The following is a 24,739-nucleotide window of genomic DNA, read 5'->3' as shown; positions in this document are numbered from 1 at the left end:
CCCCCATCGTGATGCGGTCATGCTACGGGCGGGCCCGTCCTACGATGACTCCCGTCCCCCTCCCTGGTCACGCCGGTGACCGGGGCCCGTACCACTCCCTGCCCACGGAGGCCCCGATGACCGATCTGCACCCCTTCATCGCGGGGCTGCCCAAGGCCGAGCTCCATGTCCACCACGTCGGTTCGGCCTCGCCCCGTATCGTCGCCGAGCTGGCCGCGCACCACCCCGACTCCAAGGTCCCCACCGCCCCCGAGGCGCTGGCCGACTACTTCACGTTCACCGACTTCGCCCACTTCATCGACGTCTACCTCTCCGTCGTCGACCTGATCCGCACGCCGGAGGACGTCCGGCTGCTGACGTTCGAGGTCGCCCGGGACATGGCCCGGCAGAACATCCGGTACGCGGAGCTGACGGTCACGCCATTCTCCTCGACCCGGCGCGGGATTCCCGAGCAGGGCTTCATGGAGGCCATCGAGGACGCCCGCAAGGCGGCCGAGCGGGAGCTCGGCGTCGTGCTGCGCTGGTGCTTCGACATCCCGGGCGAGGCCGGTCTGGAGGCCGCCGAGGAGACCACCCGGCTCGCCGTGGACCTGAGGCCCGAGGGACTGGTCTCGTTCGGCCTCGGCGGCCCGGAGATCGGCGTGGAGCGCCCGCAGTTCAAGCCCTACTTCGACCGGGCGATCGCCGAAGGCCTGCACTCGGTGCCGCACGCGGGCGAGACCACGGGCCCGCAGACGGTCTGGGACGCGCTGAACTCGCTGCGCGCGGAGCGTATCGGCCACGGCACCAGCTCGGTGGCCGACCCGAAGCTGCTGGACCACCTCGCCGAGCAGCGCATCGCCCTGGAGGTCTGCCCCACGTCGAACATCGCGACCCGGGCCGTCGAGGACATCGAGCAGCACCCGGTCCGCGAGATGGTCCGGGCCGGTGTGCTGGTGACGATCAACAGCGACGACCCGCCCATGTTCGGCACCGACCTCAACAACGAGTACGCGGTGGCCGCCCGCATCCTCGGTCTCGACGAGAACGGCCTGGCCGCGCTCGCGAAGAACGCCGTCGAGGCGTCGTTCCTCGACCCGGCCGGCAAGCGCGCGCTGGCCGCCGAGATCGACACGTACACGGCCAACTGGACGGCGCGCGCCGGACGGTGATCGCCCGGCGGTGACAATGGCATCATGTCGAAGCCTGTCACCGCCGTCGCCCATCGCGGCGATCCGTACCGTGCCCGCGAGAACACCCTCTCCTCGATCCGCTCGGCGCTGGAACGGGGGGCGGACGCGGTCGAGATCGATGTCCGGGTCACCCGGGACGGGGTGCCGGTCCTGCTGCACGACGCCACGCTGGACCGGCTGTGGGGTCATGACCTGCGGCTGGACCGGCTCACCCACCAGGAGCTGACCGAGCTGACGGCGGGCGGTGTGCCGACGCTGCGCGAGGCGCTGCTCGCCGCCGGCGCGCACCGCGTGATGGTCGATCTGCCCGGTTTGTCACCGCCGTCGCCCATCGCGGCGATCCGTACCGTGCCCGCGAGAACACCCTCTCCTCGATCCGCTCGGCGCTGGAACGGGGGGCGGACGCGGTCGAGATCGATGTCCGGGTCACCCGGGACGGGGTGCCGGTCCTGCTGCACGACGCCACGCTGGACCGGCTGTGGGGTCATGACCTGCGGCTGGACCGGCTCACCCACCAGGAGCTGACCGAGCTGACGGCGGGCGGTGTGCCGACGCTGCGCGAGGCGCTGCTCGCCGCCGGCGCGCACCGCGTGATGGTCGATCTGCCCGGTTCCACGCCCGATTCGGTGAAGCGGACGGTGGGCGTGGTGCGGGAGTGCGGAGCCGGTGAGCGCGTCTACTACTGCGCCGGCCCCGAGGCGATGCTGCGGGTGCGGGCGGCCGACCCGTCGGCCGAGATCGCGATGACGTGGACGACGCTCGCACCCCCGCGCCCGGCGTTGCTCGACGCGGTCCGGCCGCGCTGGCTGAACTACCGTTTCGGGCTGGTCGGCCCGGAGCTGACGGACCGCAACCACCGCGACGGGCTGCTGGTCTCGGCCTGGACCGCCGACACCGGCCGGACGATGCGCCGGCTGATCGCGCACGGCGTGGACTCCGTCACCACCAACCGGATCGATGTGCTCCGCAAGCTGATCGACCGTCACGGGGCCGGGTGGAAACCGTGATATCCGCCCGCACGGTCTGGCGCCGGGTGCGGGAGACCGGTGGCCCCGGTCCCCGGGTGACCGACGTCGGCGTGGTCCTGGTGGTCCAGGCGGCCGTGTCGGTGCCCTGGGTGCTGCCCCGCGATCCCCGTCTGGAGCCCGCGTCGCTGCCGGCGTATCTGCTGACCACCCTGACCGTGCTTCCGCTGCTGTGGCGGCGCCGGGCGCCCGTGCGGGTGCTGCTGGCGGTGGTGGCGGCGCAGAGCCTGTACGGGCTGGCCGTCGACGGGCCGGGGCAGACCCTGCCGTACACCGGTCTGGTCGCCCTCTACAGCGTCGCCGCCCACACCCCGGCACCGGTCCGCCGGCTCTGCGGGGCGCTGACCCTGGCGGTCGTCTTCCCCTCGGTGGCGCTCAACACGGGCGAGGCCCGCGAGCTGGTCTTCTCGCTGATGGTGTTCACGGCGGCCTATGGCTTCGGCCGGTTCACGGACACCCGCCAGGCGTACACCAGGGCCGTCGAGGACCGGGCGCGGCAGCTGGAGGTCACCCGCCGGATCGAGACCGAACAGGCGGCGGCCCGCGAACGGGCCCGGATCGCCCGGGAGATGCACGACATCCTGTCGCACGCGGTGAGCCTGATGATCGTGCAGGCGGAGGCCGGTCCGGTGGCGGTCCGTACGGCGCCGGAGCGGGCCGAGGCGGCGTTCGACGCGATCTCGGAGACGGGCAGGGACGCGATGGTCCAGCTGCGCCGGATGCTCGGCGTACTGCGCGAGAGCGAGCGGGGACCGGGGGCGCCCCGCTCCCCGCAGCCGTCCCTGGCCGGACTCCCGGCACTGGTGGAGCGCGTACGCTCCAGCGGCCTGGCGGTGACCCGTACGGTGACCGGTCCGGAGCGCCCACTTCCCCGGGACACCGACAGCGCGGTGTACCGGATCGTGCAGGAGGCCCTGACCAACACGGTCAGGCACGCCGCCGCCACCGAGGCCGCCGTCCTGCTGGCGTACGGGGAGAGCAGCCTGACCGTCTCGGTGACCGACGACGGCGGGGGCGCGGGGACGGACACACGTTCCGGCCACGGCCTGATCGGCATCCGGGAGCGGGCGGCGGCGCACGGCGGCAGCGCACGGACCGGCCCGGGGCCGGGCGGACGGGGTTTCCGGGTCGATGTCACACTGCCGATGGTGCCGGCTACGTCCTCGGCGGAGGTGGGGAGTTGACGATCCGTGTCGTGGTGGCGGACGACCAGGAGCTGGTCCGCAGCGGTTTCGCGATGATCCTGGACGCCCAGCCGGACATCGAGGTGGTGGCCGAGGCGGGCGACGGGGAGCGGGCGGTGGACGCGGTGCGCCGGCTGGAGCCGGACGTGGCCCTGCTGGACATCCGGATGCCCGTCCTCGACGGCATCGGCGCCTGCCGCGAGATCAGCGCCCGGACCGCCTGCCGGACGGTCATGCTGACGACGTTCGACTCCGACGCGTACGTGTACGAGGCGCTGCACGCGGGGGCGAGCGGCTTTCTGCTCAAGGACGTCCGCCGGGACGACCTCGTGCACGCCGTGCGGGTGGTCGCGGCGGGCGACTCGCTGCTGGCGCCCTCGGTGGCGCGGCTGCTGATCGCCGAGTACACCTCGCGCCCGGCGCGGACGGCGGCGGTCGCGGACGAACGGCGGCTCGGCGTGCTGACCGCCCGGGAACGCGAGACGCTGCTGCATCTGGCGCGCGGGCTGTCCAACGCGGAGATCGCCGCGGCCATGGTGGTCAGCGACCACACGGTGAAAACCCATGTGGGCAACGTGCTGTCCAAACTGGGCCTGCGCGACCGCATCCAGGCCGTCATCTGCGCCTACGAGACCGGGCTCATCGCTCCCTCGCCCGAGGGAGAGCCCCCGTTCCGCTCCCCCGCCCGGGGGAGGTGAATATCCCCCGGGGAATCCCCCGCTCCGGTGATCCGCCAGGGGCCCCCGGATCCGCAGGATGGGATCAACGACGGCGCGGTCGACGGGACTTCGCCGCCACGGATCTCCCTGCCTGGAGGCATCACGATGAACGCCCGCATCCGCCGTACCGTCCTCGCCGCCGCCCTGGTCACCGGCATCGCGGCGGGCACCGCGGGCCCGGCCCTCGCGACCGGCGCCCCGGCCCCCGGCAGGACGCACACCACCGCACCGGCGAAGGCCGGCACGGACACCGGGGCGCTGAGCGATCTCATCGCCGGGCTCCCCGACGAGGGGGCGACGGCCGCCCTGATCCGGCTGGGCGGCGCCGAGGGCGCGTGGCGGGGTTCCGCCGGGGTCCACGACCTGGTGACGAAGCGGCCGGCGGACCCGGACGCGCGGTTCCGGGCGGGTTCGGTGACCAAGGTCTTCACCGCGGCGACCGTCCTCCAGCTCGCCGCCGAGCGGAAGCTGAGCCTGGACCGACCGGTGCGCTCCTACCTGCCGGAGCTGATCCCCGCCGTGTACGGGACGGTCACGGTACGCCAGTTGCTGAACCACACCAGCGGGCTGCCGTCGGCCGACTTCCCGGGCGACACGGTGGAGGAGTGGTACGCCAACCGCTTCCACCGCTTCGACGCGCGGGAGCTGGTCGCCTCGGCCACGGCCAAGGAGCGCGAGTTCCCGGCGGGGACGCGGCAGCACTACCTCAACATCAACTACACGGTGGCCGGACTGCTGATCGAGAAGGTCACCGGGCACACCTACGAGGCCGAGGTGTCCCGGCGCGTCCTGGCCCCGCTGGGCCTGCGCGACACGTCGTTCCCCGGCTCCGATCCCCGTATCCACGGCCCGCACAACCACGGGTACCAGCGCATGAGGCTGGAGGACGGCACCATGGGTCTGCGGGACGTCAGCGTGTGGGGCCCGACCGACGGCTGGGCGGCGGGGGACGTCATCTCCACCACCGCCGACCTGGAGCGCTTCCTGACCGCGCTGTTCCGGGGCCGGGTGGTGCGCGGCCCACTGCTGGAGGAGATGTTCACGCTGCCGGACCCCTCGGTGCGCGACTTCGTGAGCGGTGAGAAGCCCGCGTACAGCGCCGGCCTGTCCTCCTGGGAGCTGGGCGGCCGCCAGGTCTGGGGCAAGACCGGCGGCCGCTGGGGCTACAACGCGGGGATCGGCGCCACCCGCGATCTCTCCCGGACCCTCGTCTACAGCATCAACTCCACGGACGCGAAGGCCCAGGGGGAGAACGCCCTGGTCATGGGCGTGGTCTCCACGGTCTTCGGGGCGCCGTCGGCCGGCTGAGTCAGACGGTCACCGGCTCCTGCTCGGGCTCCGGCGTCCGCTCCAGGGTCTCCAGGCGCTTGATCATGCGGTGCACGATCAGCAGCGGGATCACACCGAAGACGCCGAACGACATGTCGATGACCGACCACCAGAAGGGGATGTCGCGGATCGGGCCGCAGATCAGCGCGAGCGGGACGATCCCGGCGCAGGCGATCATGCCGAACTCGATCACCCAGATGTTGCGGACCGGGTCGCGGAAGGGACCGTAGAAGGCGACCGCGATGACCAGGTGGGCGAAGGCCAGCCAGTCGGTGCCGTACAGCACGAAGGGATACCGGGCGTCGGCCTCGTCGAGGCCGGTGCGGACGCGGGTGATCCACTCCAGCAGACCGGGGAAGTGCTCGGGGACGGGAGAGGCCGAGGACGTCAGGAGATCCTCGGTCCACCGCAGTTCGTGGACGAGCGGGAAGGCGGTCAGCCCGCTCAGAACCAGACAGACGATGAAGACGGCCAACCACACGCGTATACGCCGTCGCACGGCGCGTCGCTCGCTCATGTCCGCAGCGTACGCCCGCATTTACCGGCTCTTTACGCCGCCCCCGGCGCCGGGCCGGAACGCCCGTGGCCCTGTGCGGACCGGCCGGTTCGCACAGGGCCACGGAGGTGGTGGCTCAGCCCTCGATGGAGGTCATGACGTGCTTGATGCGGGTGTAGTCCTCGAAGCCGTAGGCCGAGAGGTCCTTGCCGTAACCGGACTTCTTGAAACCGCCGTGCGGCATCTCGGCGACGAGCGGGATGTGGGTGTTGATCCAGACGCAGCCGAAGTCGAGGTTCTTCGACATCCGCATCGCGCGCGCGTGGTCCTTGGTCCACACCGAGGAGGCCAGGGCGTAGTCGACGCCGTTCGCCCACTCCACGGCCTGGGCCTCGTCGCGGAAGGACTGGACGGTGATGACCGGGCCGAAGACCTCGTTCTGGATGATCTCGTCGTCCTGCTTGAGCCCGGAGACGACGGTCGGGGCGTAGAAGTAGCCCTTGTCACCGACCCGGTGGCCGCCCGCCTCGACCCGGGCGTGGGCGGGAAGGCGCTCGATGAAGCCGCTGACCTGGGCCAGCTGGTTGGCGTTGTTGAGCGGACCGTAGAGCACGTCCTCGTCGTCCGGCTGCCCGGTCTTCGTGTCGGCGGCGGCCTTGGCGAGCGCGGTGACGAACTCGTCGTGGATGGACTCGTGGACGAGCACGCGGGTGGCCGCCGTGCAGTCCTGGCCGGCGTTGAAGTAGCCCGCGACCGAGATGTCCTCGACGGCCTTCGCGAGGTCGGTGTCCTCGAAGACGACGACGGGCGCCTTGCCGCCGAGCTCCAGGTGGACCCGCTTGACGTCCTTGGCGGCCGACTCGGCGACCTGCATGCCGGCCCGCACCGAGCCGGTGATGGAGGCCATCGCCGGGGTCCGGTGCTCGACCATCGCACGGCCGGTGTCACGGTCGCCGCAGATGACGTTGAAGACGCCCTTGGGCAGGAGCTGCCCGATGATCTCCGCGATCAGCACGGTGGACGCCGGCGTGGTGTCGGACGGCTTGATGACGACGGTGTTGCCCGCGGCGAGCGCCGGGGCGAACTTCCAGACGGCCATCATCATCGGGTAGTTCCACGGCGCGACCTGCGCGCAGACGCCAACCGGCTCCCGCCGCACGATGGAGGTCAGCCCCTCCATGTACTCGCCGGCCGAGCGCCCCTCAAGCAGCCGCGCGGCGCCCGCGAAGAAGCGGATCTGGTCCACCATGGGCGGGATCTCTTCGGTGCGGGTCAGACCGATCGGCTTGCCGGTGTTCTCGGACTCGGCGGCGATGAGGTCCTCGGCGCGCTCCTCGAAGGCGTCCGCGATCTTGAGCAGGGCGCGCTGGCGCTCGGCCGGCGTGGTGTCGCGCCAGGCGGGGAACGCGGCCGCCGCTGCGGCCATCGCGGCGTCGACGTCGGCGGGGCCGGAGAGCGGGGAGGTCGCGTACACCTCCTCGGTCACCGGGTTGACCACGTCGATCGTCCGCCCGTCGGCGGCGTCCCGGAACTCCCCGTTGATGTAGTTGCGCAGACGGCGTACCTCGGCGGTCACGGCCACCCCTCCTTGTGAGTCCAATGGGTGAGACGACCAGCGTAGTCGGACGCCCCCGTGCGGCGACGAGCGAGGCCACAAACGAACTGGTTGGCGATCATTCGAGCGCCGGGTCGACCCATGTCGCCTTGACCTGCCTTTGACCGACCGGTCGCGCTCCCCCGATAGTCATCTCATACGCCCGGCTCAGCCGGAATGCGCCCGATCGAGTGGGAAGAGGCGGGACCGGGCCGCGTGCTGTCCGCTCACCGCGATCCGAATCCTTACGGTGCCGAGTGACCGATCGGCCCCCTCTTCGTTCCCCCGTACGGGGGACGGGATATCTGATCTGAACCGAGGTGTACGCCATGGTGGCCCCGCCGGACAACGATGTGATCTGGGCACGTTCCCTGCAGCACTCCCACAACGGCTCACCCGCGCTCGGCGGGGTCTCCCTGGGCATCCGCGACGGCGAGATCCTCGCGGTGACCGGCCCACGCGGCAGCGGCAAGACGACGCTGCTGCACTGCCTCTCCGGTCAGCTCGTGCCCGAGCAGGGCGAGGTCTGGTTCAACAGCGTTCCCGTGCACACGATGGGGCCGAGGCTGCGCGAACGGCTGCGCCGCGACAAGTTCGGCTGGATCGCCCCCGAACCGCAGCTCGTCCCGGAGCTGAACACCTGGGAGAACACCGCCCTCCCGCTGCTGCTGCGCGGCGCCTCGCACCGGGAGGCCAAGAAGGCCGCCATGGAATGGCTGGAGCGCCTCGACATCGGCATGTGCGCCAAGAAGCGCCCGCACACTCTCCAGCAGAGCCAGCGCCAGCGCATCGCCGTGGCCCGCGCGCTGACCGCGGGCCCCTCGGTGATCTTCGCCGACGAGCCGACCGCGACGCTGCACCGCATCGACCGGACCCATGTCCTGCGGACGCTGACCAGCGCCGCCCGCTCGCACGGGATCACGGTGGTGCTGGCCACGCACGACGCCGAGATCGCGGGGCTCGCCGACCGCGTGGTGCCGCTGCTCGACGGGCGCCGCGTCTCCACGGTGGCCCTGCCCGCCGAAGCCGATCCGGAGGGCCGCGCGGCGTGCTCGCTCTCCGTCTAGCCCGCGGCTCCCATCCCCTGGTCCTGCTGCGGCGGCTGCTGGTCGCGGCCGCCTCCGCCGGGGTCGGATTCCTTCTCCTGTGCACCCTCGGATACGCCGCCGGGCACCCCGCCCACTCGGCCGGTTCGGTGCTGCGGCTGCTGTGGTGCTTCGTCCCGCTGGCCGCCACCGTGCAGTTCGCCGTCGCGGTGGCCCGTACGGACCCGAGCACCCGGCCGCGGTCCGGGCTGTCCGCCGTGGGCCTCGGCCCGGTGCGGCTCAGCGTGCTCGCCGCGGTCTCCACCGCTGTCTCGTGCACCCTCGGCTCCGCCGTGGCGCTGCTCTTCTTCCTGCACCTGCGCGGCGACCTGTCCGGGCTGCCGTTCGACGGTGCCGCCGCCGATCTGCTCGGCGCGGACACCTCGCTCCCGGTCGCCGCGGTCCTGCTGCTGCTGGCTCTGGTGCCGGTGGCGGCCGCGACGGCCAGTGCGCTGGCGCTGCGCAGGAGTCCCGTCCGGGCGGCGCGCGAGGCGGACGACACCGGTGACCCGGTGCCCGCGGAGGAGATCCCCGCCCCCGCCGCACCGCCCTCCGGGCTCCCCTGGGGCGTGGCCCTGACGGCGGCCGGTCTCGCCGTCGAGGCGTACGCGAGCCGGGGCGCGCCCGGCAGTCCCTTCCCGCTTCCCGGCAAGCTCGATTCCACTCCGGCCTGGGTCCTCGTCGGATGGACGCTGACGGCGATCGGCCTGGCCACGGCGGGCCCCGGCCTGACCCACCTGTGCGGCCGACTGCTCCAGACGGTGCGCCCCGGAGCCGTGCGCCTGCTGGCCGGCCGGGTCCTGATGGACGAGGCGCGACGGATCGGCCGCCCGCTCGGCATCGTCTGCGCGGTCCTCTCGGCGGTCATCGCCGCCTTCGCGCTCTACGGGACCGGGCCGCGCCCCTTCGGCCCGCTCACGGCGCTGGGCGCGGTGCTCGTCATCGGCTGCACCACGGCGACACTGCTGACCTCGGCCCTGGAGGCCAGGCAGGCCCGCACCGAGACGGCCAGGGCGCTGCTGCGGCTCGGCGCCCCGGCCTCGGCGCTGCGCGCGGCGACCGCGTTGCGCGCGGCGGCGCTGCTGGTGCTCTTCGCCCCGCTCACCTGGGCGATCGCGGAACTGGCCGCGCTGCCGCTGACCCCCTGAGCACCGCTGGAAGCGCCCCCCGGACCGGCCCGGCATCCTGCCCGGCCGGTCCCGCGCGTTTCCTGCGATGAGCGTTTCGTAGCATGAGCCCCGTGCTGAGCCCGGACGAGAACAAGAACACCACCGGCGACGAGATCGAGTCGCTCGCCGAGTTCGACGCGGCGGTCGCCTCCGGTTCGCTGGCCGGACGCCGTGTGCAGTCCGTGGACCTGACGGACCGGGGTGCGGCCCTCCTGGCCACCGACACCTCGGGAGCCGTGTTCCTCGGCTGCCCGATGGAGTCCGGCCCCGAGAAGAAGGTCCGGGCCGACGGGGCCTTCGTCTTCCCGCCCGTCCCCGGTCTGCCCTTCGACCCGTACCGGGGCCTGCTCTACTCCCCCGACGCGCTCTACGACGGTCTCGCGCGGGACGGTTACGAGGCCACGCCCGACGCCCTTGCCTACGACTGGTTCCAGCGGACCCGGTCGGACGGCGACGTGTTCGCCTCGATGCTCCGGGCGCTCCACGACGACGCGATCTCCGACGCGCTGGAGGAGGTGCTGGACGGGGCCCGGGTGGTCGGGGTGATGGGCGGTCACGCCACGGCCCGGGGCAGCGCGGCCTACACGGCGGCGGCCCGCCTCGGCAGGACCCTGGCCCGCGCCGGTCTCACGGTGGCCACCGGGGGCGGCCCGGGTGCGATGGAGGCGGCCAACCTGGGCGCGTACGCGGCGCCCCATCCCGACGCCATGCTGGAGAAGGCCTGCGCGATGCTGGGCGAAGTCCCCTCGTTCACCCCGTCGGTCGCCGCCTGGGCGCGGGCCGCCTTCGCGGTACGGGAGCGCTGGCCGGACGGCGGCCCTTCCGTGGCGATCCCCACCTGGTTCTACGGCCACGAGCCGCCGAACCCGTTCGCCGCCTCCATCGCCAAGTATTTCACCAACGCGCTGCGCGAGGACGGGCTGCTGGCGCGGTCGAACGCGGGCGTGATATTCCTCCCCGGCGCGGCCGGCACCGTCCAGGAGATCTTCGACAGCACCACCCCGAACTACTACGAGTCACGCGGCGAGCCCGTCCCGATGGTGCTGGTCGGCCACGACCACTGGACGCGCGAGCTTCCCGCCTGGCCGCTGCTGCAAACCCTGGCCGCCGGCCGGAAGATGGAGTCCCGCATCGCCCTCGTCGACACGGTCGAGGAAGCAGCCGATGCCCTTGCCCGCCTCTCGGGGGCGTAAACGCGACGGTCCCGTCAGAACAGGGCCGGCAGCACCACGGTCTCCGAGGCGTCGAAGGTGACGCCGACCCGTTCGCCCTCCTCCGGCGTCCCGCGCAGCGAACACTCGGCGTCCAGCACCGGGCCGCGCTCGGGGTGCAGGGTCACGGCGACATGGCTGCCCCGGAAGGTGCGCGCGCCGACGACGCAGCGCAGCCCCTTCCCGGGCCCGCCGATCCGGACCCCGGCCGGCCGCACCAGCAGATCGCACGCCCCCTGCGGCGACCCGGCCGGCACCGGCACCTCGCCCCAGTCCGTGTCCGCCGCCTCCCCCTCGACGGTCGCCTCCACCACGTTGTCGAAGCCCAGGAACCGGGCCACGAAGGCGGAGGCGGGCCGCTGCCACACCTCCAGCGGGGTGCCCACCTGGGCGACGCGCCCCTCGCGCATCACGACGACCCGGTCGGCCAGCGCGAACGCCTCGCCCTGGTCGTGGGTGACGGCGAGCACGGTGGTACCCAGCCGGCCGAAGAGGGCGCGCAGTTCGACGACGAGCCGTTCGCGCAGGCTGCGGTCCAGCTGGCCCAGGGGCTCGTCCAGCATCAGCAGGCGGGGCCGGGGCGCGAGGGCGCGGGCGAGGGCGACGCGCTGCTGCTCGCCGCCGGAGAGCGCGGCGACGGCGCGGCGTTCGGCGCCGGGGAGGCCCACGAGGTCGAGGAGTTCGGCGACCCGGCGGTCCTGTTCGCCCCGGCCGGCCCCGTGCATCCGCAGGCCGAAGGCGACGTTGGCGCCGACGTCCCGGTGCGGGAAGAGCTGGTGGTCCTGGAACATCAGGCCGAGGCCGCGCCGGTGCACCGGGACGCCGTCCTGATCGGTGCCGTCGAGCAGGACCCGGCCGCCGTCCGCCTCCTGGAGACCGGCGACCAGGCGCAGCAGGGTGGACTTGCCGCTGCCGCTCGGCCCGAGCACGCAGACGATCTCGTGGTCGGCGACCTCCAGGTCCACCCCGTCGAGCGCGGCCCGGTCACCGAAGCGGACGGTGGCCGATTCGAGCGTCAGCATCTTCTAGAACTCCCCGGATCGGTCGGTGCGGATGCGTTCGAGCAGCAGCAGCGACACCGCGCACACGAGCATCAGAATGGTGCTGAGGGCCATCGCCTGGCCGTAGTTGAGCTCCCCGGACCGGCCGAGGAGCCGGGCCACGGCCACCGGCAGCGTCGGGTTGTCGGGCCGCGCGATGAACACGGTCGCGCCGAACTCCCCCAGCGACACGGCGAACGCGAACCCGGCGGCGACCAGCAGCGCCCGCCGTACCAGCGGGAAGTCCACCTCGCGCCAGGCCCGCAGCGGCGAGGCCCCGAGCACCGCCGCCGCCTCGCGCAGCCGCGCGTCCACCGCTCTGAGGACCGGCAGCATGGTCCGTACGACGAAGGGCACCCCGACCAGCGCCTGGGCCAGCGGCACCAGGATCCAGGAGGTGCGGAGGTCCAGCGGCGGCTTGTCCAGGGTGATCAGGAAGCCGAAACCGACGGTGACCGCGGAGACCCCGAGCGGCAGCATCAGCAGCGCGTCGAAGCCCCGGACGAGCCGGCCGGCCCGCCGGGTGAGCGCGGCGGCGGCCAGGCCCCCGACGACCAGCGCGATCAGCGTCGCGACGACGGCGTAGCGCAGCGAGTTCCCGATCGCCTCGATGGGCGCGACGAGGAACGTACCGCTGTTGGCGTCCGCGGAGGTGAGCGCGCGGTAGTAGGCGAACCCGGCACCGCCGAGCGAGCGTTCCACCAGCACCGCGAGAGGCAGCAGGATCAGAAGGAGCACGCTCAGCAGCACCCCCGCGAGCAGCGTCCGCTGCCCCGCTCCGCTCGGCCTGCGCGCCGTCTGCGCCGGGTCGACCAGCTTCAGCGCGCGCTCCCTGCGGCGTACGGTCCGGGCGTGCACGGCGAGGATCGCGCCGACGGCGGCGAACTGCACGAGCGTCAGCACGGCCGCCGTGGGCAGAGCGAGCAGCTGCGCGGTCTGCCGGTAGATCTCCACCTCCAGCGTGGAGAACCCGGGCCCGCCGAGGATCTGCACGACCCCGAAGGAGGTGAAGGTGAAGAGGAAGACCATCAGCGCGGCGGCGGCCACCGCCGGGGCAAGCGCGGGCAGCGTGACGCGCCGCCAGGCGGCGAACCTGCCGGCGCCCAGCACCCGGGCGGCCTCCTCCTGGCGCGGGTCGAGCTGCGCCCAGAGCCCGCCGACGGTGCGGACGACGACCGCGTAGTTGAAGAACACGTGGGCCAGCAGGATCGCCCACACCGTGGTGTCGAGCCTTACACCCCACAGCTCGTCCAGCAGCCCGCCCCGGCCGAGCAGCGCGAGGAAGGCGGTGCCCACGACGACGGTCGGCAGCACGAACGGCACCGTGACGACGGCGCGCAGCACCTGCTTGCCGGGGAAGTCGAAGCGGGCGAAGACGTAGGCGCCGGGCAGCGCGATCAGCAGGGTCAGCGCCGTCGAAGCGAGCGCCTGCCACAGCGTGAACCACAGCACCTCGCGGATCTCCGGCCGGGCCAGCACCTCGCCGAACCGGCCGAACTGCCAGACGCCGTCCACCTTGAGTCCCCGGCCGACGATCGCGGCGACCGGGTAGGCGAAGAACACCGCGAAGAACGCGACGGGCACGGCCATCAGACCGAGCCGCACCGCGCTCCCGCGCAGGGACCGGGCGCGTGCGGATCTCCCGCGCGCGCCCGGTCCGCGTACGGGGGTCTTCGCTACTTCACTACGAGCGAGGACCATGACTGGACCCACTGCTCACGGTTCTTGGCGATGGTGTCCGGGGCGACGGTCGCCGGCTTGTCGGCGGTGGCACCGAACTTCGTGAAGAGCTCCGGCACCTCCGCGTCCTTCGCGACCGGGCTGACGAACATGGTGAGCGGCATGTTCTCCTGGAACTTCTTCCCGATCAGGAAGTCCAGCAGCGCCTTGCCGCCGGCCTCGTTCTTCGCCCCGTCCAGCAGGCCCGCGAACTCGATCTGGCGGAAGCACGTCCCGGTGGCGACCCCGGTCGGGGCCGTCTTGGGCTGCGGATCGGCGTACAGCACCTCGACGGGCGGGCTGGAGGCGTAGCTGACGACGAGCGGCCGGTCGGCCTTGGCCTTCTTACCGCCCGCGGAGCCGGAGAACTCCTCGTTGTACGCCTGCTCCCAGCCGTCGACGACCTTGACGCCGTTGTCCTTCAGCTTCTTCCAGTAGTCCTGGTACCCGTCCTCGCCGTACGCGGAGACGGTGCCGAGGAGGAAGCCGAGGCCGGGCGAGGAGGTCGCGGCGTTCTCGGTGACGAGCAGGTTCTTGTACGCGGGCTTCGCCAGGTCGGCGAAGGTCTTCGGCGGCGCGAGCTTCTTGTCGGCGAAGTACTTCTTGTCGTAGTTGACGCAGATGTCGCCGGTGTCGACCGGGGTGACCCGGTGCTTGTCCGCGTCCAGTTGGACATCGGCCGGGACCCGGTCCAGCCCCTTCGCCTCGTAGGGCGTGAACAGGCCGTTGTCGAGGGCGCGCGAGAGCAGGGTGTTGTCGACGCCGAAGAAGACGTCGCCACGCGGGGAGCCCTTCGTCAGGATCTCCTGGTTCAGGGCGGCGCCCGCGTCCCCGCTCTTGAGGACCTTGACGGTGTAGCCGGTCTCCCGGGTGAACTCCTTCAGGACGTCCTTGGAGGCGTTGAAGGAGTCGTGGCTGACCAGCGTGACGGTCTTGGAGCCGGAACCCTTGGTGGATCCGGAACCGGACGCCGAGTCGTCGGAACTTCCGCAGCCGGCGAGCGCGGTCACGCCGAGCGCGGCGGCGACCGCCGCCACCGCGGCCTTCTGGGTGGTGCTCATGTGTGATTCCTCCTGGAGTGACCAGGAAGAGACGCGGCCCTGCCCGCACCGGTGCGAACCGGAAGCGGGCAGGGCGCAACAGCTTGAGTATGGTCCGAACTTCCTACCCGGAATGACCCGGGCGAGGTTCAGAGGGTCTGCGGCCAACCTGTCCTTGGTGCCGCACTCTCAGCGCTGTGGCGCTCCCCTGTCGGAATATGCAGTTGATTTCGGCCCCAGGCTACACGGCCGTTTTCGGCCGGGGTTCCAGGTCCCCGGGGCCGCCCGTCCTCAGCGCTCGGAAGCCGCCAGCTGCCCGCAGGCGCCGTCGATCTCCTGGCCCCGGGTGTCCCGGACGGTGACCGGGACGCCGTGGCTCGCGATCGCCTCGACGAACGCCCGCTCGTCCTCGGGCCGCGACGCGGTCCACTTGGAGCCGGGGGTCGGATTGAGCGGGATCAGGTTGACGTGGACGCGCTTGCCCTTGAGCAGGCGGCCCAGCAGGTCGCCGCGCCAGGCCTGGTCGTTGATGTCGCGGATCAGGGCGTACTCGATGGAGATGCGGCGGCCGGACTTCTCCGCGTACTCCCACGCGGCATCCAGCACCTCGCGCACATTCCACCGGGTGTTGACCGGCACGAGGGTGTCGCGCAGCTCGTCGTCCGGGGCGTGCAGCGAGACCGCGAGGCGGCACTTGAAGCCCTCGTCGGCGAACCGCAGCATCGCGGGCACCAGGCCGACGGTGGAGACGGTGATCCCGCGCTGCGAGAGGCCGAGGCCGTCGGGCTCGGGGTCGGTGAGCCGGCGGATCGCACCGACGACGCGGTTGTAGTTGGCCAGCGGCTCGCCCATGCCCATGAACACGATGTTGGACAGCCGGGCGGGACCGCCGGGGACCTCGCCGTCACGCAGCGCGCGCATCCCGTCCACGATCTGGTGGACGATCTCCGCGGTGGACAGGTTGCGGTCGAGACCGGCCTGCCCGGTCGCGCAGAACGGGCAGTTCATCCCGCAGCCGGCCTGCGAGGAGATGCACATCGTGACCCGCTCCGGGTAGCGCATCAGAACGGACTCGACCAGCGTCCCGTCGTGCAGCTTCCACAGGGTCTTACGAGTGGTGTCGTCGTCGCAGCTGATGTGCCGGACGACGGACATCAGGTCGGGGAACATCGCCTCGGCGAGCTTGTCCCGCGAGCCGGCCGGGATGTTGGTCCACTCGGCCGGGTCGTGCGCGTACCGCGCGAAGTAGTGCTGCGAGAGCTGCTGGGCGCGGAACGGCTTCTCGCCGATCGCGGCGACGGCCTCCCTGCGCTCGGCGGGCGTGAGGTCGGCGAGGTGCCGCGGCGGCTTCTTGGCTCCGCGGGGCGCGACGAAAGTGAGTTCTCCGGGCTTAGGCATGGTTCTTCCAGTGTCGCAGACGGAACGGCGAAGGCCCGCCGTCCTGTGGACGACGGGCCTTCGTACGGAAAACCGCAGGCCGGAGGCGGTCAGCCGGAGCCGACGAAGAGGACGAGCAGCAGCCAGACCACCGGGGCGGTCGGCAGCAGCGAGTCCAGCCGGTCCATGATCCCGCCGTGGCCGGGCAGCAGCGTTCCCATGTCCTTGATGCCGAGGTCCCGCTTGATCATGGACTCGCCCAGGTCGCCCAGCGTGGCGCTGGCCGCGACGGCGAGGCCCAGCAGGAGCCCCTGCCACCAGGAACCGCCGTCGATCAGGAACTGCATGCACAGCGCACCGGCCACCATGGCGAAGCCGACGGCCCCGAACAGGCCCTCGCGGGTCTTGCCGGGGCTGATGCGCGGAGCCAGCTTGTGCTTGCCGAACCGCCAGCCGACCGCATACGCCCCCGTGTCACTGACCACGGTCAGCAGCAGGAAGGTGAGCACCCGCTGCGGCCCGTCGTCGGCGGTCAGGAGCATGGCGACGAAGGTGGCCAGGAAGGGCACGTAGAACGCGGCGAAGATGCCCGCCGTGACATCCCTGAGGTAGTCCTCGGGCGGCTGCGCCATCCGCCAGACGAGCACCGCCAGGGCGGTCAGGGCCATGGCGATCCAGGCACCCTCGGCCCCGCGCGCGTACCCCGCGACGACCATGGCGGCACCGCCGACGGCGAGCGGCACGAGGGGCGCCTTGATGCCCTTGCGCTCCTCCAGCCGGGAGGTGAGCTCCCACAGCCCGACCACGACGGCGATCACGATCACGCCGACGAAGACGGCCTTGACGAAGAAGAGCGAGACGACGACCAGGGCGCCGAGCCCCAGGCCGACCCCTATGGCGGCTCCCAGATCCCGGCCCGCGCGCTTCTTCTGCGGAGGCGGGGGAGGCGGCGGCGCGGTCGGCATGGGCTCCTGCGGCTTCTCGTCGCGGAACAGGGGGCCGCCGCTCAGGCGTCCGGCCCCCTGGTCCCGGTGATCACGGTCTTCAGCGTCTCTACCTGCGTCGGGAACGTCCGGCACGATGGGCATGGGCCGAGTCTGCTGGGCGTCGTGCACATCGTAGGCAGGACCCGCCGCAGCACCCTGCATCTCCGGCGCGACCCGGTGGCCGGCGCCCTGCGGAGCGCCCCAGGAAGAGTCGTTCATCAGACTTCGAGCAGCTCGGCTTCCTTGTGCTTCAGCAGCTCGTCCACCTGCGCGACGTACTTCGCGGTGGTGTCGTCGAGCTCCTTCTCGGCGCGGCGCACCTCGTCCTCGCCGGACTCCTTGTCCTTGACCAGCTTGTCGAGCGCTTCCTTGGCCTTGCGGCGGACGGCCCGGATCGAGATCTTGGAGTCCTCGGCCTTGGTCTTCGCGACCTTGATGTAGTCGCGGCGGCGCTCCTCGGTCAGCTCGGGGAAGTTGACCCGGATGATATTGCCGTCGTTGCTCGGGTTGACGCCGAGGTCCGAGTCGCGGATCGCCTGCTCGATGTTGCGCAGCGCGGTCTTGTCGAACGGCGTCACGACCGCCATACGGGGCTCGGGCACCGAGAACGAGGCCAGCTGGTTGATCGGGGTCGGCGCGCCGTAGTAGTCGGCGACGATCTTGTTGAACATCGCCGGGTGCGCACGGCCGGTCCGGATCGCGGCGAAGTCCTCTTTCGCGACGACGACGGCCTTCTCCATCTTCTCCTCGGCCTCGAGGAGGGTTTCTTCGATCACCACGTGCTCCTGCGTGTCTTGAACGGGCCCGGCGGGCCCGGCGGGTCCTGCGTCGCGTCCTCACCTGCACGGTGTCCGACCGGCAGGCCGTTGTCCATCTTCCGGGGCGGTCCCGCGCCCCGGCCCCACCGGGGCTCACCGGTGGAGGCACCCGTTGTCAGGCGCGGGTGTCCTGGTCGCTCACGAGCGTGCCGATCTTCTCACCCTTGACGGCGCGGGCGATATTGCCGGTGGCGGTGAGCTCGAAGACGAGGATCGGGAGCTCGTTGTCACGGCAGAGCGTGATGGCGGTGGCGTCGGCGACCTTGAGGTCGCGGGCGAGCACCTCGCTGTACTCCAGCGCGTCGAACTTCACCGCGGCGGGGTTGGTCTTCGGGTCGGAGTCGTAGACACCGTCCACGCCGTTCTTCCCCATGAGCAGCGCCTCGGCGTCGATCTCCAGGGCGCGCTGCGCGGCGGTGGTGTCGGTGGAGAAGTACGGCATGCCCATGCCGGCGCCGAAGATCACGACGCGCCCCTTCTCCAGGTGCCGCACGGCCCGCAGCGGGATGTACGGCTCCGCGACCTGGCCCATGGTGATGGCGGTCTGGACGCGGGAGTCGATGCCCTCCTTCTCCAGGAAGTCCTGGAGGGCGAGGCAGTTCATCACCGTGCCGAGCATGCCCATGTAGTCGGAGCGGGCCCGGTCCATGCCCCGCTGCTGGAGCTCGGCGCCGCGGAAGAAGTTGCCGCCGCCGATGACGATCGCGATCTGCGCGCCGTCCCGGACGACCGCGGCGATCTCGCGGGCGATGGCGTGCACGACATCGGGGTCGACACCGAGGCCCCCGCCGCCGGCGAACGCCTCTCCGGACAGCTTCAGCATGAAGCGTCCGGGCACCTTGCCGTCCTCGCGCTTGTGGTCGTCCTTGGCGGCGTCCGCGCCCTTGTTCATGGGGATTCTCCTCGTGCACATACGAAGAAGGCCATTGCCGGTGGGTCTGGTGTCCCTCAGCGGCAATGGCCTCCTCGTCAGATCTGCGGTCGTACGGCGGTGTGCGGCCGTCGACTGCACCAGACCCTACCGGGTCCGCCGTTTTTCGCGGACGGACTCAGATGCCGACCTTGATGCGCGAGAAGCGCTTCAGGGTGACACCGGCCTCGTCCAGAACCTTCTGGACCGACTTCTTGTTGTCCAGCGCGTACGGCTGGCCGAGGAGGGTGGCCTCCTTGAAGAAGCCGTTGACGCGACCCTCGACGATCTTCGGGAGGGCGGCCTCGGGCTTGCCCTCGGCGCGGGTGGTCTCCTCGGCGACGCGGCGCTCGGCCTCGACGACCTCGGCCGGGACGTCCTCGCGGGAGAGGTACTTCGGCGCGAAGGCGGCGATGTGCTGGGCGATGCCCTTGGCCAGCTCGGCGTCGGCCTTGTCCAGCTCGACCATGACACCGATCTGCGGCGGCAGGTCGGGCATGGTGCGGTGCATGTAGACGGAGACGAAGGCACCCTGGAACTGCGCGAAGCGGTCCAGGACGATCTTCTCGCCGAGGTTGGCGTTGGCCTCGTCCACGTACGCCTGGACGGTCTTGCCGGGCTCGATCTCGGAGGCGAGCAGCGCCTCCAGGTCGGCCGGGGAGGTCGCGGCGACGTGCGCGGCCAGCGCGTTGGCGACGGCCTGGAACTTGTCACCCTTGGCGACGAAGTCGGTCTCGCACTTCAGCTCGACCAGGACGCCGGACGTCTTGTCCTCGGAGACGAGGGAGACGACCGCGCCGTTCTCGGCGGAACGGCCCTCGCGCTTGGCGACGCCCTTCTGGCCCTTGATACGCAGCGCCTCGACGGCTCCGTCGACGTTGCCGTCGGCCTCGTCGAGCGCCTTCTTGCAGTCCATCATGCCGGCGCCGGTGAGCTCACGGAGCTTCTTGACGTCAGCGGCGGTGTAGTTCGCCATGAGTCTGTGTTTCTCTCTCGAAGTCTGAAAGATCTACGGGTGGACGGCGGGGGCGGTGCCAGGGCCTGTTCGGGAACAGACCCTGGAGGCACCGGCCCCCGCCGTCTTCTGCCGTGACGGGTGTCAGGCCTGCTCGGCGTCCGCGGCCGGGGCCTCGGCCTGCTCGGCGGCGATGGCCTCCGGCTTCGCGTCGGCGTCGGCGTCCTTCTCGGTCTCGGCGGAGGACTGGACCTCGGCGTCGGCCTTCTTGTCGCCCTCGAGCAGGTCACGCTCCCACTCGGCGAGGGGCTCGCCGGCGGCCTTCTCGCCCGGCTTCGAGTCGCCGGTCGCGGCGCCGGAGCGGGCGATGAGGCCCTCGGCGACGGCGTCGGCGATCACGCGGGTGAGCAGGGTGACGGAGCGGATCGCGTCGTCGTTGCCCGGAATCTTGTAGTCGACCTCGTCGGGGTCGCAGTTGGTGTCGAGGATCGCGACGACCGGGATGTGGAGCTTGCGCGCCTCACCGACGGCGATGTGCTCCTTCTTGGTGTCGACGACCCAGACGGCGCTCGGCACCTTCTGCATCTCGCGGATACCACCGAGGGTCTTCTCCAGCTTGGCCTTCTCGCGGGAGAGGACCAGGAGCTCCTTCTTGGTGAGGCCGGAGGCGGCCACGTCCTCGAAGTCGATGAGCTCGAGCTCCTTCAGACGCTGAAGGCGCTTGTAGACGGTGGAGAAGTTGGTGAGCATGCCACCGAGCCAACGCTGGTTGACGTACGGCATGCCGACGCGCGTCGCCTGCTCGGCGATGGCCTCCTGGGCCTGCTTCTTCGTACCCACGAACATGATGGAGCCGCCGTGCGCGACGGTCTCCTTGACGAACTCGTAGGCGCGGTCGATGTACGACAGCGACTGGAGCAGGTCGATGATGTAGATGCCGTTGCGCTCGGTGAAGATGAAGCGCTTCATCTTCGGGTTCCAGCGACGGGTCTGGTGACCGAAGTGGACGCCGCTTTCCAGCAGCTCCCGCATCGTGACGACGGCCATGGCCGTACTCCTTGAGGTGCTCGGTTATCGCGTCAGCAGGTTTGCTGTCGCGCCTGACGCCCCGGCGCGCCGTGCCACGAGGGACCGAGGGGCGCGGCCACCTCCGCTGAGCGGGTGGTGGCGGGGCGTGCGAAGTCGACCCGGTGACCCGGGTCGCCTGAAGAAGTGTACGGGACCGTCCGGGTCCCGGGTGACGGCGCTGTCCACAACCGGCGGGTGGTCCACAGATCCGGGGCGTGCTCCCCGGGATTCCGGCCGCCGGGGGACGCTGCTGCCATGCGAATCACATCCGGCCGGGCGCGGTGGTGGCTGCCCTCGGCCGTCTTCCTCGCCGCGCTGGTGATCTGGGGCGGATGGCCGGGCGTCGCCTCCGCGGCGACCGCCGGCGAACGTGTCTGGCCCCTGCCGGGGCGTCCCTCGGTGGTACGGGGATGGGAGCCGCCCGCCGGTCCGTACGGGCCGGGGCACCGGGGGGTGGACCTGGCCGCCGCGCCGGGCGCCGAGGTGCTGGCCGCTGCGGCGGGCCGGGTCTCGTTCGCGGGCGAGGTCGCCGGGCGCGGGGTGGTCTCGGTCGAGCTCGCCGGGACGGGCGACCCGCCGCTGCGGACCACCTACGAGCCGGTGCGCCCGCTCGTCGCGAAGGGCGGCGTGGTCACGGCGGGGCAGGCGGTGGCCGTGCTGGAGGCGTCGCCGTCCCACTGCGCGGCGGGCTGCCTGCACTGGGGGCTGCGCCGGGGGGACGCGTACCTGGACCCGTTGTCGCTGCTGCCGCCGTCGTTGCTGCGGCGCGGCCCGTCGCGTCTGCTGCCGGTGTTCGGGGTGCCGTTGCCGGATGCGCCGGAGGTGGGGGCGGCCAGGGAGGCGGTCCGGGAGCGGGCCCCGGCCGTGCGCGGTGACGGCGCGCCCGCCGTGCTGGTGGTGCTCGCCGTGCCGTGGCGGCGGGCCCGGGGTCAGTCCCGGGTGCGGGCGCCCGCGCCCCGGACGCCGTCGAGGATCATGGCCACGGCGGTGTCGGCGATGATGCCCGGCTCCTCCGCCACGCTCAGCTCGATGCGCCGGACCGCCGCGTCCACGGAACCCTGCAGCAGCATGGCCGCGAGGCGGGGCTCCTCGTGGCCGAGGTCGCCGAGCGCCTCCACGATCATGGCGATCAGCCCGCCGTGGGCCGCCCGGATCTTCTCGCGGGCGCCCGCGTCCAGCTCACTGGCGGAGATCGCGACCACGGCCCGGTGGCGCCGGTCCCCGACGAGGTCGAGCTGGCGCCGGACGTACGCCTCGATCTTCTCCTCGGGCGCCCCCGCTCGCTCCATCGCGCTCTCCACCTCGGCCGCCCAGACGGGGAAGTCGACGGCGCACAGCTCCTCGACGACGGCGGCGCGGGAGCGGAAGTACTCGTAGACGGAGGACCGGGCGAGGCCGGTGCGTTCGGCGAGGGCGGGGAAGGTCAGCGCTTCCGTGCCCCCTTCGGACAGCAGGGAGCGCGCTGCGTCCAGGAGGGCGCCGCGCTGCATGGTCCGGTGCTCGGCCACGGAGGCCGCTCGAATCCTGGGCACGCCTCCACTCTACGGCGACGGCCGCCGCAGGGAACGCGCGCGGCCCCGAGGTGGCCGAACCACCGCGCTCGGGGGCGGGGCGGGGCGGCCGCCGCACAGCCCCGGAGGCAGGGCGTGCCGCACGACCCCACCACCCCGGCCCGCAGGCGCGTCCCACCACCCCGGCCCGTTCGCGGGCCTCAGCGGCCGGCGTCCGCCAGTTTCGCCCGGAGCTGGAGCACCGACTTGGTGTGGATCTGGCTGACCCTGCTCTCGGTGACCCCGAGGACATTGCCGATCTCGGCGAGGGTCAGACCTTCGTAGTAGTAGAGCGTGACGACTGTCTTCTCGCGGTCGGGGAGGGTGTTGATCGCACGGGCGAGGAGCCGTCTCAGCTCCCGGTCCTCCGCCACCTCCACCGGATCGTCGGCAGCGGTGTCCTCCAGCGTGTCCATCAGACTCAGCCGGTCGCCGCCCTCGCCGCCCACATGGAGCAGCTCCTCCAGCGCGACCACGTTGGCCAGGGACAACTGGCTGAAAACAGCGTGCAGTTCGTCGAGCGTGACCTCCATCTCCGCCGCGACCTCCGCCTCGGACGGGGTGCGGCGAAGCTGGGCCTCCAGCGTGGCGTAGGCACGTTCCACGGCGCGCGCCTTCTGCCGCACGGAGCGCGGAATCCAGTCCAGCGCGCGGAGTTCATCGATCATCGCGCCGCGGATCCGGGTGATCGCGTACGTCTCGAACTTGATGGCCCGCTCGATGTCGAACTTCTCGATCGCGTCGATCAGCCCGAACACCCCGGAGGAGACGAAGTCCGCCTGCTCGACGTTGGACGGCAGCCCCACGCTCACCCGCCCGGCGACGTACTTCACCAGGGGCGAGTAGTGCAGGATCAGCTGCTCCCGCAGCCGACCGTCGCCCGTCGTCTTGTACGAACGCCACAACTCGTCGAGCGAGGACGGGGCGGGAGGGCGCACAGTGCCACGCGCAGCCGGTGGAACTGCCGCGCGGTCAGACCCGGAGGTGTGCTGGGGCATGTGGTGCCTTGAGCCGTTCTGCCGTGAAGTACTGGGACTTGTCTCTGGGGCGGAATCCTCGTGAGCGTAGCGTGACTGAGTTGTCGCGGTGCGCGCAGGATAGAGGATGGGGACCGTGCGCTTCCGGGCGTTCGGCCATGACGCGCGACCCGGCCGCGGACATGACAGCCCATCGGGGTGCGAACACGTCCGGCCCCCGGGGCCGTCGCCGCAGGCACCGGCCCCGGAGCCGCCGTCGAAGCGTCCGCCGAGGTCATCGGCATCACCTTTTCACCCGAATGCCCCAGGTCAAGAACCGCCTCGCCGCGCGTCGCCCCCGCAAGTCGGCCGTCGCGTCAACCTCCATCCCTCGGCCTCGCGTTCGACGAATCCCAGTGAGTGCAGTTCGTACAGCTTGCCGAGGGCCTCGTCGGCGCTCGTGCCGGCCGCGCGCGCCACCTCCCTGGCGTCGACGGCGGTACGGGCCGGCAGGGCGTCGAGCACCCTCCCGGCGACGGCGTCGAGAAGGTCCCGGGCCAGCACCGGCCCCCTTCTGGACGGCGCCAGATCACCCATGTCCCCCACCAGTTCGGCGACTTCGGCGGCGTCCGTCACCAGCACGCCCTCCCCGCGCAGCAGTTCGTGGACACCGGCCGACAGACCGCTGGTCGCCGGCCCCGGAACCCCCATGGTGAAACGCCCGAGCCGCTGCGCGACGCGCGCGGTGACCAGGGAACCGCTGCGGTACTCCGCCTCGACGACCACCGTCCCGCGCGTCAACGCGGCGATCACCCTGTTCCGGAGGATGAACCTGCTGCGCGTGGGGTGCTCGGCGGGCGGCAGTTCACCGATGACGAGCCCCTGTCCGGCCACCCGCCCGATCAGCTCGGCATGTCCGCGGGGGTAGGGCACGTCAACCCCGCACGCCAGCACCGCCACGGTCGCACCCCCTGTGGCCAGCGCGCCCCGGTGCGCGGCCCCGTCCACCCCGAAGGCGGCGCCCGAGACGACCACCCACCCCCGCTCCGCGAGCCCCGCGCCCAGCGTCGTCGCCATGTGCGCCCCGTACGGCGTGCAGGCGCGGGCACCGACCACCGCGACGGAGCGCAGCGCCCAGAGCCGCAGGTCGGGCCCGCCCCGCACCCAGAGCCCGGTCGGCCTCGCGTCCCCCAGGTCGTCGAGCTGTGTCGGCSYKTCYSGGWCCCGGCCGGGGAGGCGGAGCGGCTGAGCGGCATGACGGTGAGGCGGCTGGCCGGATACCGGCTCCGGGCCGCCGGGGCCGACCCGGAGCGGGATCTGGCGGCGGTCGCGGGGG

General features: G+C 72.0%; 20 protein-coding genes, 4 pseudogenes and 1 riboswitch. Of the genes and pseudogenes, 10 read left to right on the top strand and 14 right to left on the bottom strand.

Annotated features, from left to right (window positions below):
* Positions 1-11 precede the first annotated feature (11 nt).
* From EAO73_RS11155 to EAO73_RS11130, 6 genes and pseudogenes are all read left to right on the top strand, one after another.
* The gene (locus EAO73_RS11155) at positions 12-1,151 is read left to right on the top strand and encodes an adenosine deaminase (protein ID WP_412074575.1); all 1,140 of its coding nucleotides are present in this window, start codon (positions 12-14) and stop codon (positions 1,149-1,151) included.
* A gap of 24 nt (positions 1,152-1,175) precedes the next feature.
* Positions 1,176-1,469, top strand: a pseudogene (locus EAO73_RS37285) (glycerophosphodiester phosphodiesterase); the annotation flags it as partial.
* Between the two features lie 77 nt (positions 1,470-1,546).
* Positions 1,547-2,179 (top strand): glycerophosphodiester phosphodiesterase, encoded by a 633-nt coding sequence (locus EAO73_RS11145; protein ID WP_412074587.1) that lies wholly within the window; start codon positions 1,547-1,549, stop codon positions 2,177-2,179.
* Between the two features lie 56 nt (positions 2,180-2,235).
* Positions 2,236-3,381 carry a sensor histidine kinase gene (locus EAO73_RS11140; RefSeq protein ID WP_147971517.1) on the top strand — a complete coding sequence of 382 codons (1,146 nt, stop codon included), beginning with the start codon at positions 2,236-2,238 and terminating at the stop codon, positions 3,379-3,381.
* The gene (locus tag EAO73_RS11135) at positions 3,378-4,079 is read left to right on the top strand and encodes a response regulator (RefSeq protein ID WP_147971203.1); all 702 of its coding nucleotides are present in this window, start codon (positions 3,378-3,380) and stop codon (positions 4,077-4,079) included. Before EAO73_RS11140 ends, EAO73_RS11135 begins: the two co-directional genes overlap by 4 nt.
* A gap of 126 nt (positions 4,080-4,205) precedes the next feature.
* Positions 4,206-5,408 carry a serine hydrolase domain-containing protein gene (locus EAO73_RS11130; protein WP_147971202.1) on the top strand — a complete coding sequence of 401 codons (1,203 nt, stop codon included), beginning with the start codon at positions 4,206-4,208 and terminating at the stop codon, positions 5,406-5,408.
* Between the two features lies 1 nt (position 5,409).
* Here the strand turns inward: EAO73_RS11130 and EAO73_RS11125 are convergent, their stop codons facing one another.
* Positions 5,410-5,946 (bottom strand): hypothetical protein, encoded by a 537-nt coding sequence (locus EAO73_RS11125; RefSeq protein ID WP_191133988.1) that lies wholly within the window; start codon positions 5,944-5,946, stop codon positions 5,410-5,412.
* 115 nt (positions 5,947-6,061) lie between these two features.
* Positions 6,062-7,501 (bottom strand): gamma-aminobutyraldehyde dehydrogenase, encoded by a 1,440-nt coding sequence (locus EAO73_RS11120; protein WP_147971201.1) that lies wholly within the window; start codon positions 7,499-7,501, stop codon positions 6,062-6,064.
* A gap of 431 nt (positions 7,502-7,932) precedes the next feature.
* On the opposite strand from EAO73_RS11120, the pseudogene EAO73_RS11115 reads away from it, so the two are divergent.
* From EAO73_RS11115 to EAO73_RS11105, 3 genes and pseudogenes are all read left to right on the top strand, one after another.
* A pseudogene (locus tag EAO73_RS11115) lies at positions 7,933-8,586 on the top strand (ABC transporter ATP-binding protein); the annotation flags it as partial.
* A complete protein-coding gene (locus tag EAO73_RS11110; protein ID WP_191133987.1) occupies positions 8,568-9,752 on the top strand; it encodes a hypothetical protein in 1,185 nt (394 codons plus the stop codon). The pseudogene EAO73_RS11115 and the gene EAO73_RS11110, both read left to right, overlap by 19 nt.
* An 83-nt stretch (positions 9,753-9,835) precedes the next feature.
* Positions 9,836-10,966, top strand: coding sequence for an LOG family protein (locus tag EAO73_RS11105; RefSeq protein WP_147971199.1), 1,131 nt, complete (start codon positions 9,836-9,838; stop codon positions 10,964-10,966).
* Positions 10,967-10,980: 14 nt separating this feature from the next.
* Here the strand turns inward: EAO73_RS11105 and EAO73_RS11100 are convergent, their stop codons facing one another.
* The 9 genes from EAO73_RS11100 to rpsB form a co-directional block, all read right to left on the bottom strand.
* Entirely contained in the window at positions 10,981-12,006 is a 1,026-nt protein-coding gene (locus tag EAO73_RS11100; protein ID WP_147971198.1) for an ABC transporter ATP-binding protein, read from the bottom strand.
* A 3-nt stretch (positions 12,007-12,009) separates the two neighbouring features.
* The gene (locus EAO73_RS11095; protein WP_147971514.1) at positions 12,010-13,614 is read right to left on the bottom strand and encodes an ABC transporter permease; all 1,605 of its coding nucleotides are present in this window, start codon (positions 13,612-13,614) and stop codon (positions 12,010-12,012) included.
* 86 nt (positions 13,615-13,700) lie between these two features.
* Entirely contained in the window at positions 13,701-14,804 is a 1,104-nt protein-coding gene (locus EAO73_RS11090) for a thiamine ABC transporter substrate binding subunit (protein WP_147971197.1), read from the bottom strand.
* A gap of 82 nt (positions 14,805-14,886) precedes the next feature.
* Positions 14,887-15,003, bottom strand: a riboswitch (TPP riboswitch).
* A gap of 71 nt (positions 15,004-15,074) precedes the next feature.
* Positions 15,075-16,181 (bottom strand): 23S rRNA (adenine(2503)-C(2))-methyltransferase RlmN, encoded by a 1,107-nt coding sequence (rlmN, locus tag EAO73_RS11085; RefSeq protein WP_147971196.1) that lies wholly within the window; start codon positions 16,179-16,181, stop codon positions 15,075-15,077.
* Between the two features lie 89 nt (positions 16,182-16,270).
* Positions 16,271-17,365, bottom strand: coding sequence for a phosphatidate cytidylyltransferase (locus EAO73_RS11080; protein ID WP_147971195.1), 1,095 nt, complete (start codon positions 17,363-17,365; stop codon positions 16,271-16,273).
* Positions 17,365-17,922, bottom strand: coding sequence for a ribosome recycling factor (frr, locus tag EAO73_RS11075; RefSeq protein ID WP_018102371.1), 558 nt, complete (start codon positions 17,920-17,922; stop codon positions 17,365-17,367). Before frr ends, EAO73_RS11080 begins: the two co-directional genes overlap by 1 nt.
* A 157-nt stretch (positions 17,923-18,079) precedes the next feature.
* Positions 18,080-18,856, bottom strand: a complete 777-nt coding sequence (gene pyrH, locus EAO73_RS11070; protein WP_147971194.1) for a UMP kinase — start codon at positions 18,854-18,856, stop codon at positions 18,080-18,082.
* 157 nt (positions 18,857-19,013) lie between these two features.
* Positions 19,014-19,850, bottom strand: a complete 837-nt coding sequence (gene tsf / locus EAO73_RS11065) for a translation elongation factor Ts (protein ID WP_147971193.1) — start codon at positions 19,848-19,850, stop codon at positions 19,014-19,016.
* Positions 19,851-19,973: 123 nt separating this feature from the next.
* Positions 19,974-20,876 carry a 30S ribosomal protein S2 gene (rpsB, locus tag EAO73_RS11060; protein WP_147971192.1) on the bottom strand — a complete coding sequence of 301 codons (903 nt, stop codon included), beginning with the start codon at positions 20,874-20,876 and terminating at the stop codon, positions 19,974-19,976.
* A gap of 276 nt (positions 20,877-21,152) precedes the next feature.
* Here rpsB and EAO73_RS11055 point away from each other — a divergent pair.
* Positions 21,153-21,758 (top strand): annotated as a pseudogene (locus EAO73_RS11055) (murein hydrolase activator EnvC family protein); the annotation flags it as partial.
* 68 nt (positions 21,759-21,826) lie between these two features.
* Here EAO73_RS11055 and EAO73_RS11050 read toward each other — a convergent pair.
* From EAO73_RS11050 to EAO73_RS11040, 3 genes and pseudogenes are all read right to left on the bottom strand, one after another.
* Positions 21,827-22,405, bottom strand: coding sequence for a TetR/AcrR family transcriptional regulator (locus EAO73_RS11050; RefSeq protein ID WP_147971513.1), 579 nt, complete (start codon positions 22,403-22,405; stop codon positions 21,827-21,829).
* A gap of 203 nt (positions 22,406-22,608) precedes the next feature.
* Entirely contained in the window at positions 22,609-23,445 is an 837-nt protein-coding gene (whiG, locus tag EAO73_RS11045; RefSeq protein ID WP_147971191.1) for an RNA polymerase sigma factor WhiG, read from the bottom strand.
* A 288-nt stretch (positions 23,446-23,733) separates the two neighbouring features.
* Positions 23,734-24,739 (bottom strand): annotated as a pseudogene (locus tag EAO73_RS11040) (DNA-processing protein DprA); the annotation flags it as partial.

It is taken from the genome of Streptomyces sp. col6 (genome assembly GCF_008042035.1).
Lineage (GTDB): Bacteria > Actinomycetota > Actinomycetes > Streptomycetales > Streptomycetaceae > Streptomyces.
Note: the sequence above shows the minus strand (reverse complement) of the source record. Positions and strands in the feature narration are given on the sequence as shown.

Excerpts from the sequence above, each read along its gene's own strand:
- rlmN (WP_147971196.1), bottom strand. The coding sequence starts at position 16,181 with ATGCCTAAGCCCGGAGAACTCACTTTCGTCGCGCCCCGCGGAGCCAAG.
- EAO73_RS11095 (WP_147971514.1), bottom strand. The coding sequence starts at position 13,614 with ATGGCCGTGCCCGTCGCGTTCTTCGCGGTGTTCTTCGCCTACCCGGTC.
- EAO73_RS11090 (WP_147971197.1), bottom strand. The coding sequence starts at position 14,804 with ATGAGCACCACCCAGAAGGCCGCGGTGGCGGCGGTCGCCGCCGCGCTC.
- EAO73_RS11125 (WP_191133988.1), bottom strand. The coding sequence starts at position 5,946 with ATGAGCGAGCGACGCGCCGTGCGACGGCGTATACGCGTGTGGTTGGCC.
- EAO73_RS11155 (WP_412074575.1), top strand. The coding sequence starts at position 12 with ATGCGGTCATGCTACGGGCGGGCCCGTCCTACGATGACTCCCGTCCCC.
- tsf (WP_147971193.1), bottom strand. The coding sequence starts at position 19,850 with ATGGCGAACTACACCGCCGCTGACGTCAAGAAGCTCCGTGAGCTCACC.
- EAO73_RS11100 (WP_147971198.1), bottom strand. The coding sequence starts at position 12,006 with ATGCTGACGCTCGAATCGGCCACCGTCCGCTTCGGTGACCGGGCCGCG.
- EAO73_RS11105 (WP_147971199.1), top strand. The coding sequence starts at position 9,836 with ATGAGCCCCGTGCTGAGCCCGGACGAGAACAAGAACACCACCGGCGAC.
- rpsB (WP_147971192.1), bottom strand. The coding sequence starts at position 20,876 with ATGGCCGTCGTCACGATGCGGGAGCTGCTGGAAAGCGGCGTCCACTTC.
- pyrH (WP_147971194.1), bottom strand. The coding sequence starts at position 18,856 with ATGAACAAGGGCGCGGACGCCGCCAAGGACGACCACAAGCGCGAGGAC.
- EAO73_RS11130 (WP_147971202.1), top strand. The coding sequence starts at position 4,206 with ATGAACGCCCGCATCCGCCGTACCGTCCTCGCCGCCGCCCTGGTCACC.
- whiG (WP_147971191.1), bottom strand. The coding sequence starts at position 23,445 with ATGCCCCAGCACACCTCCGGGTCTGACCGCGCGGCAGTTCCACCGGCT.
- EAO73_RS11080 (WP_147971195.1), bottom strand. The coding sequence starts at position 17,365 with ATGAACGACTCTTCCTGGGGCGCTCCGCAGGGCGCCGGCCACCGGGTC.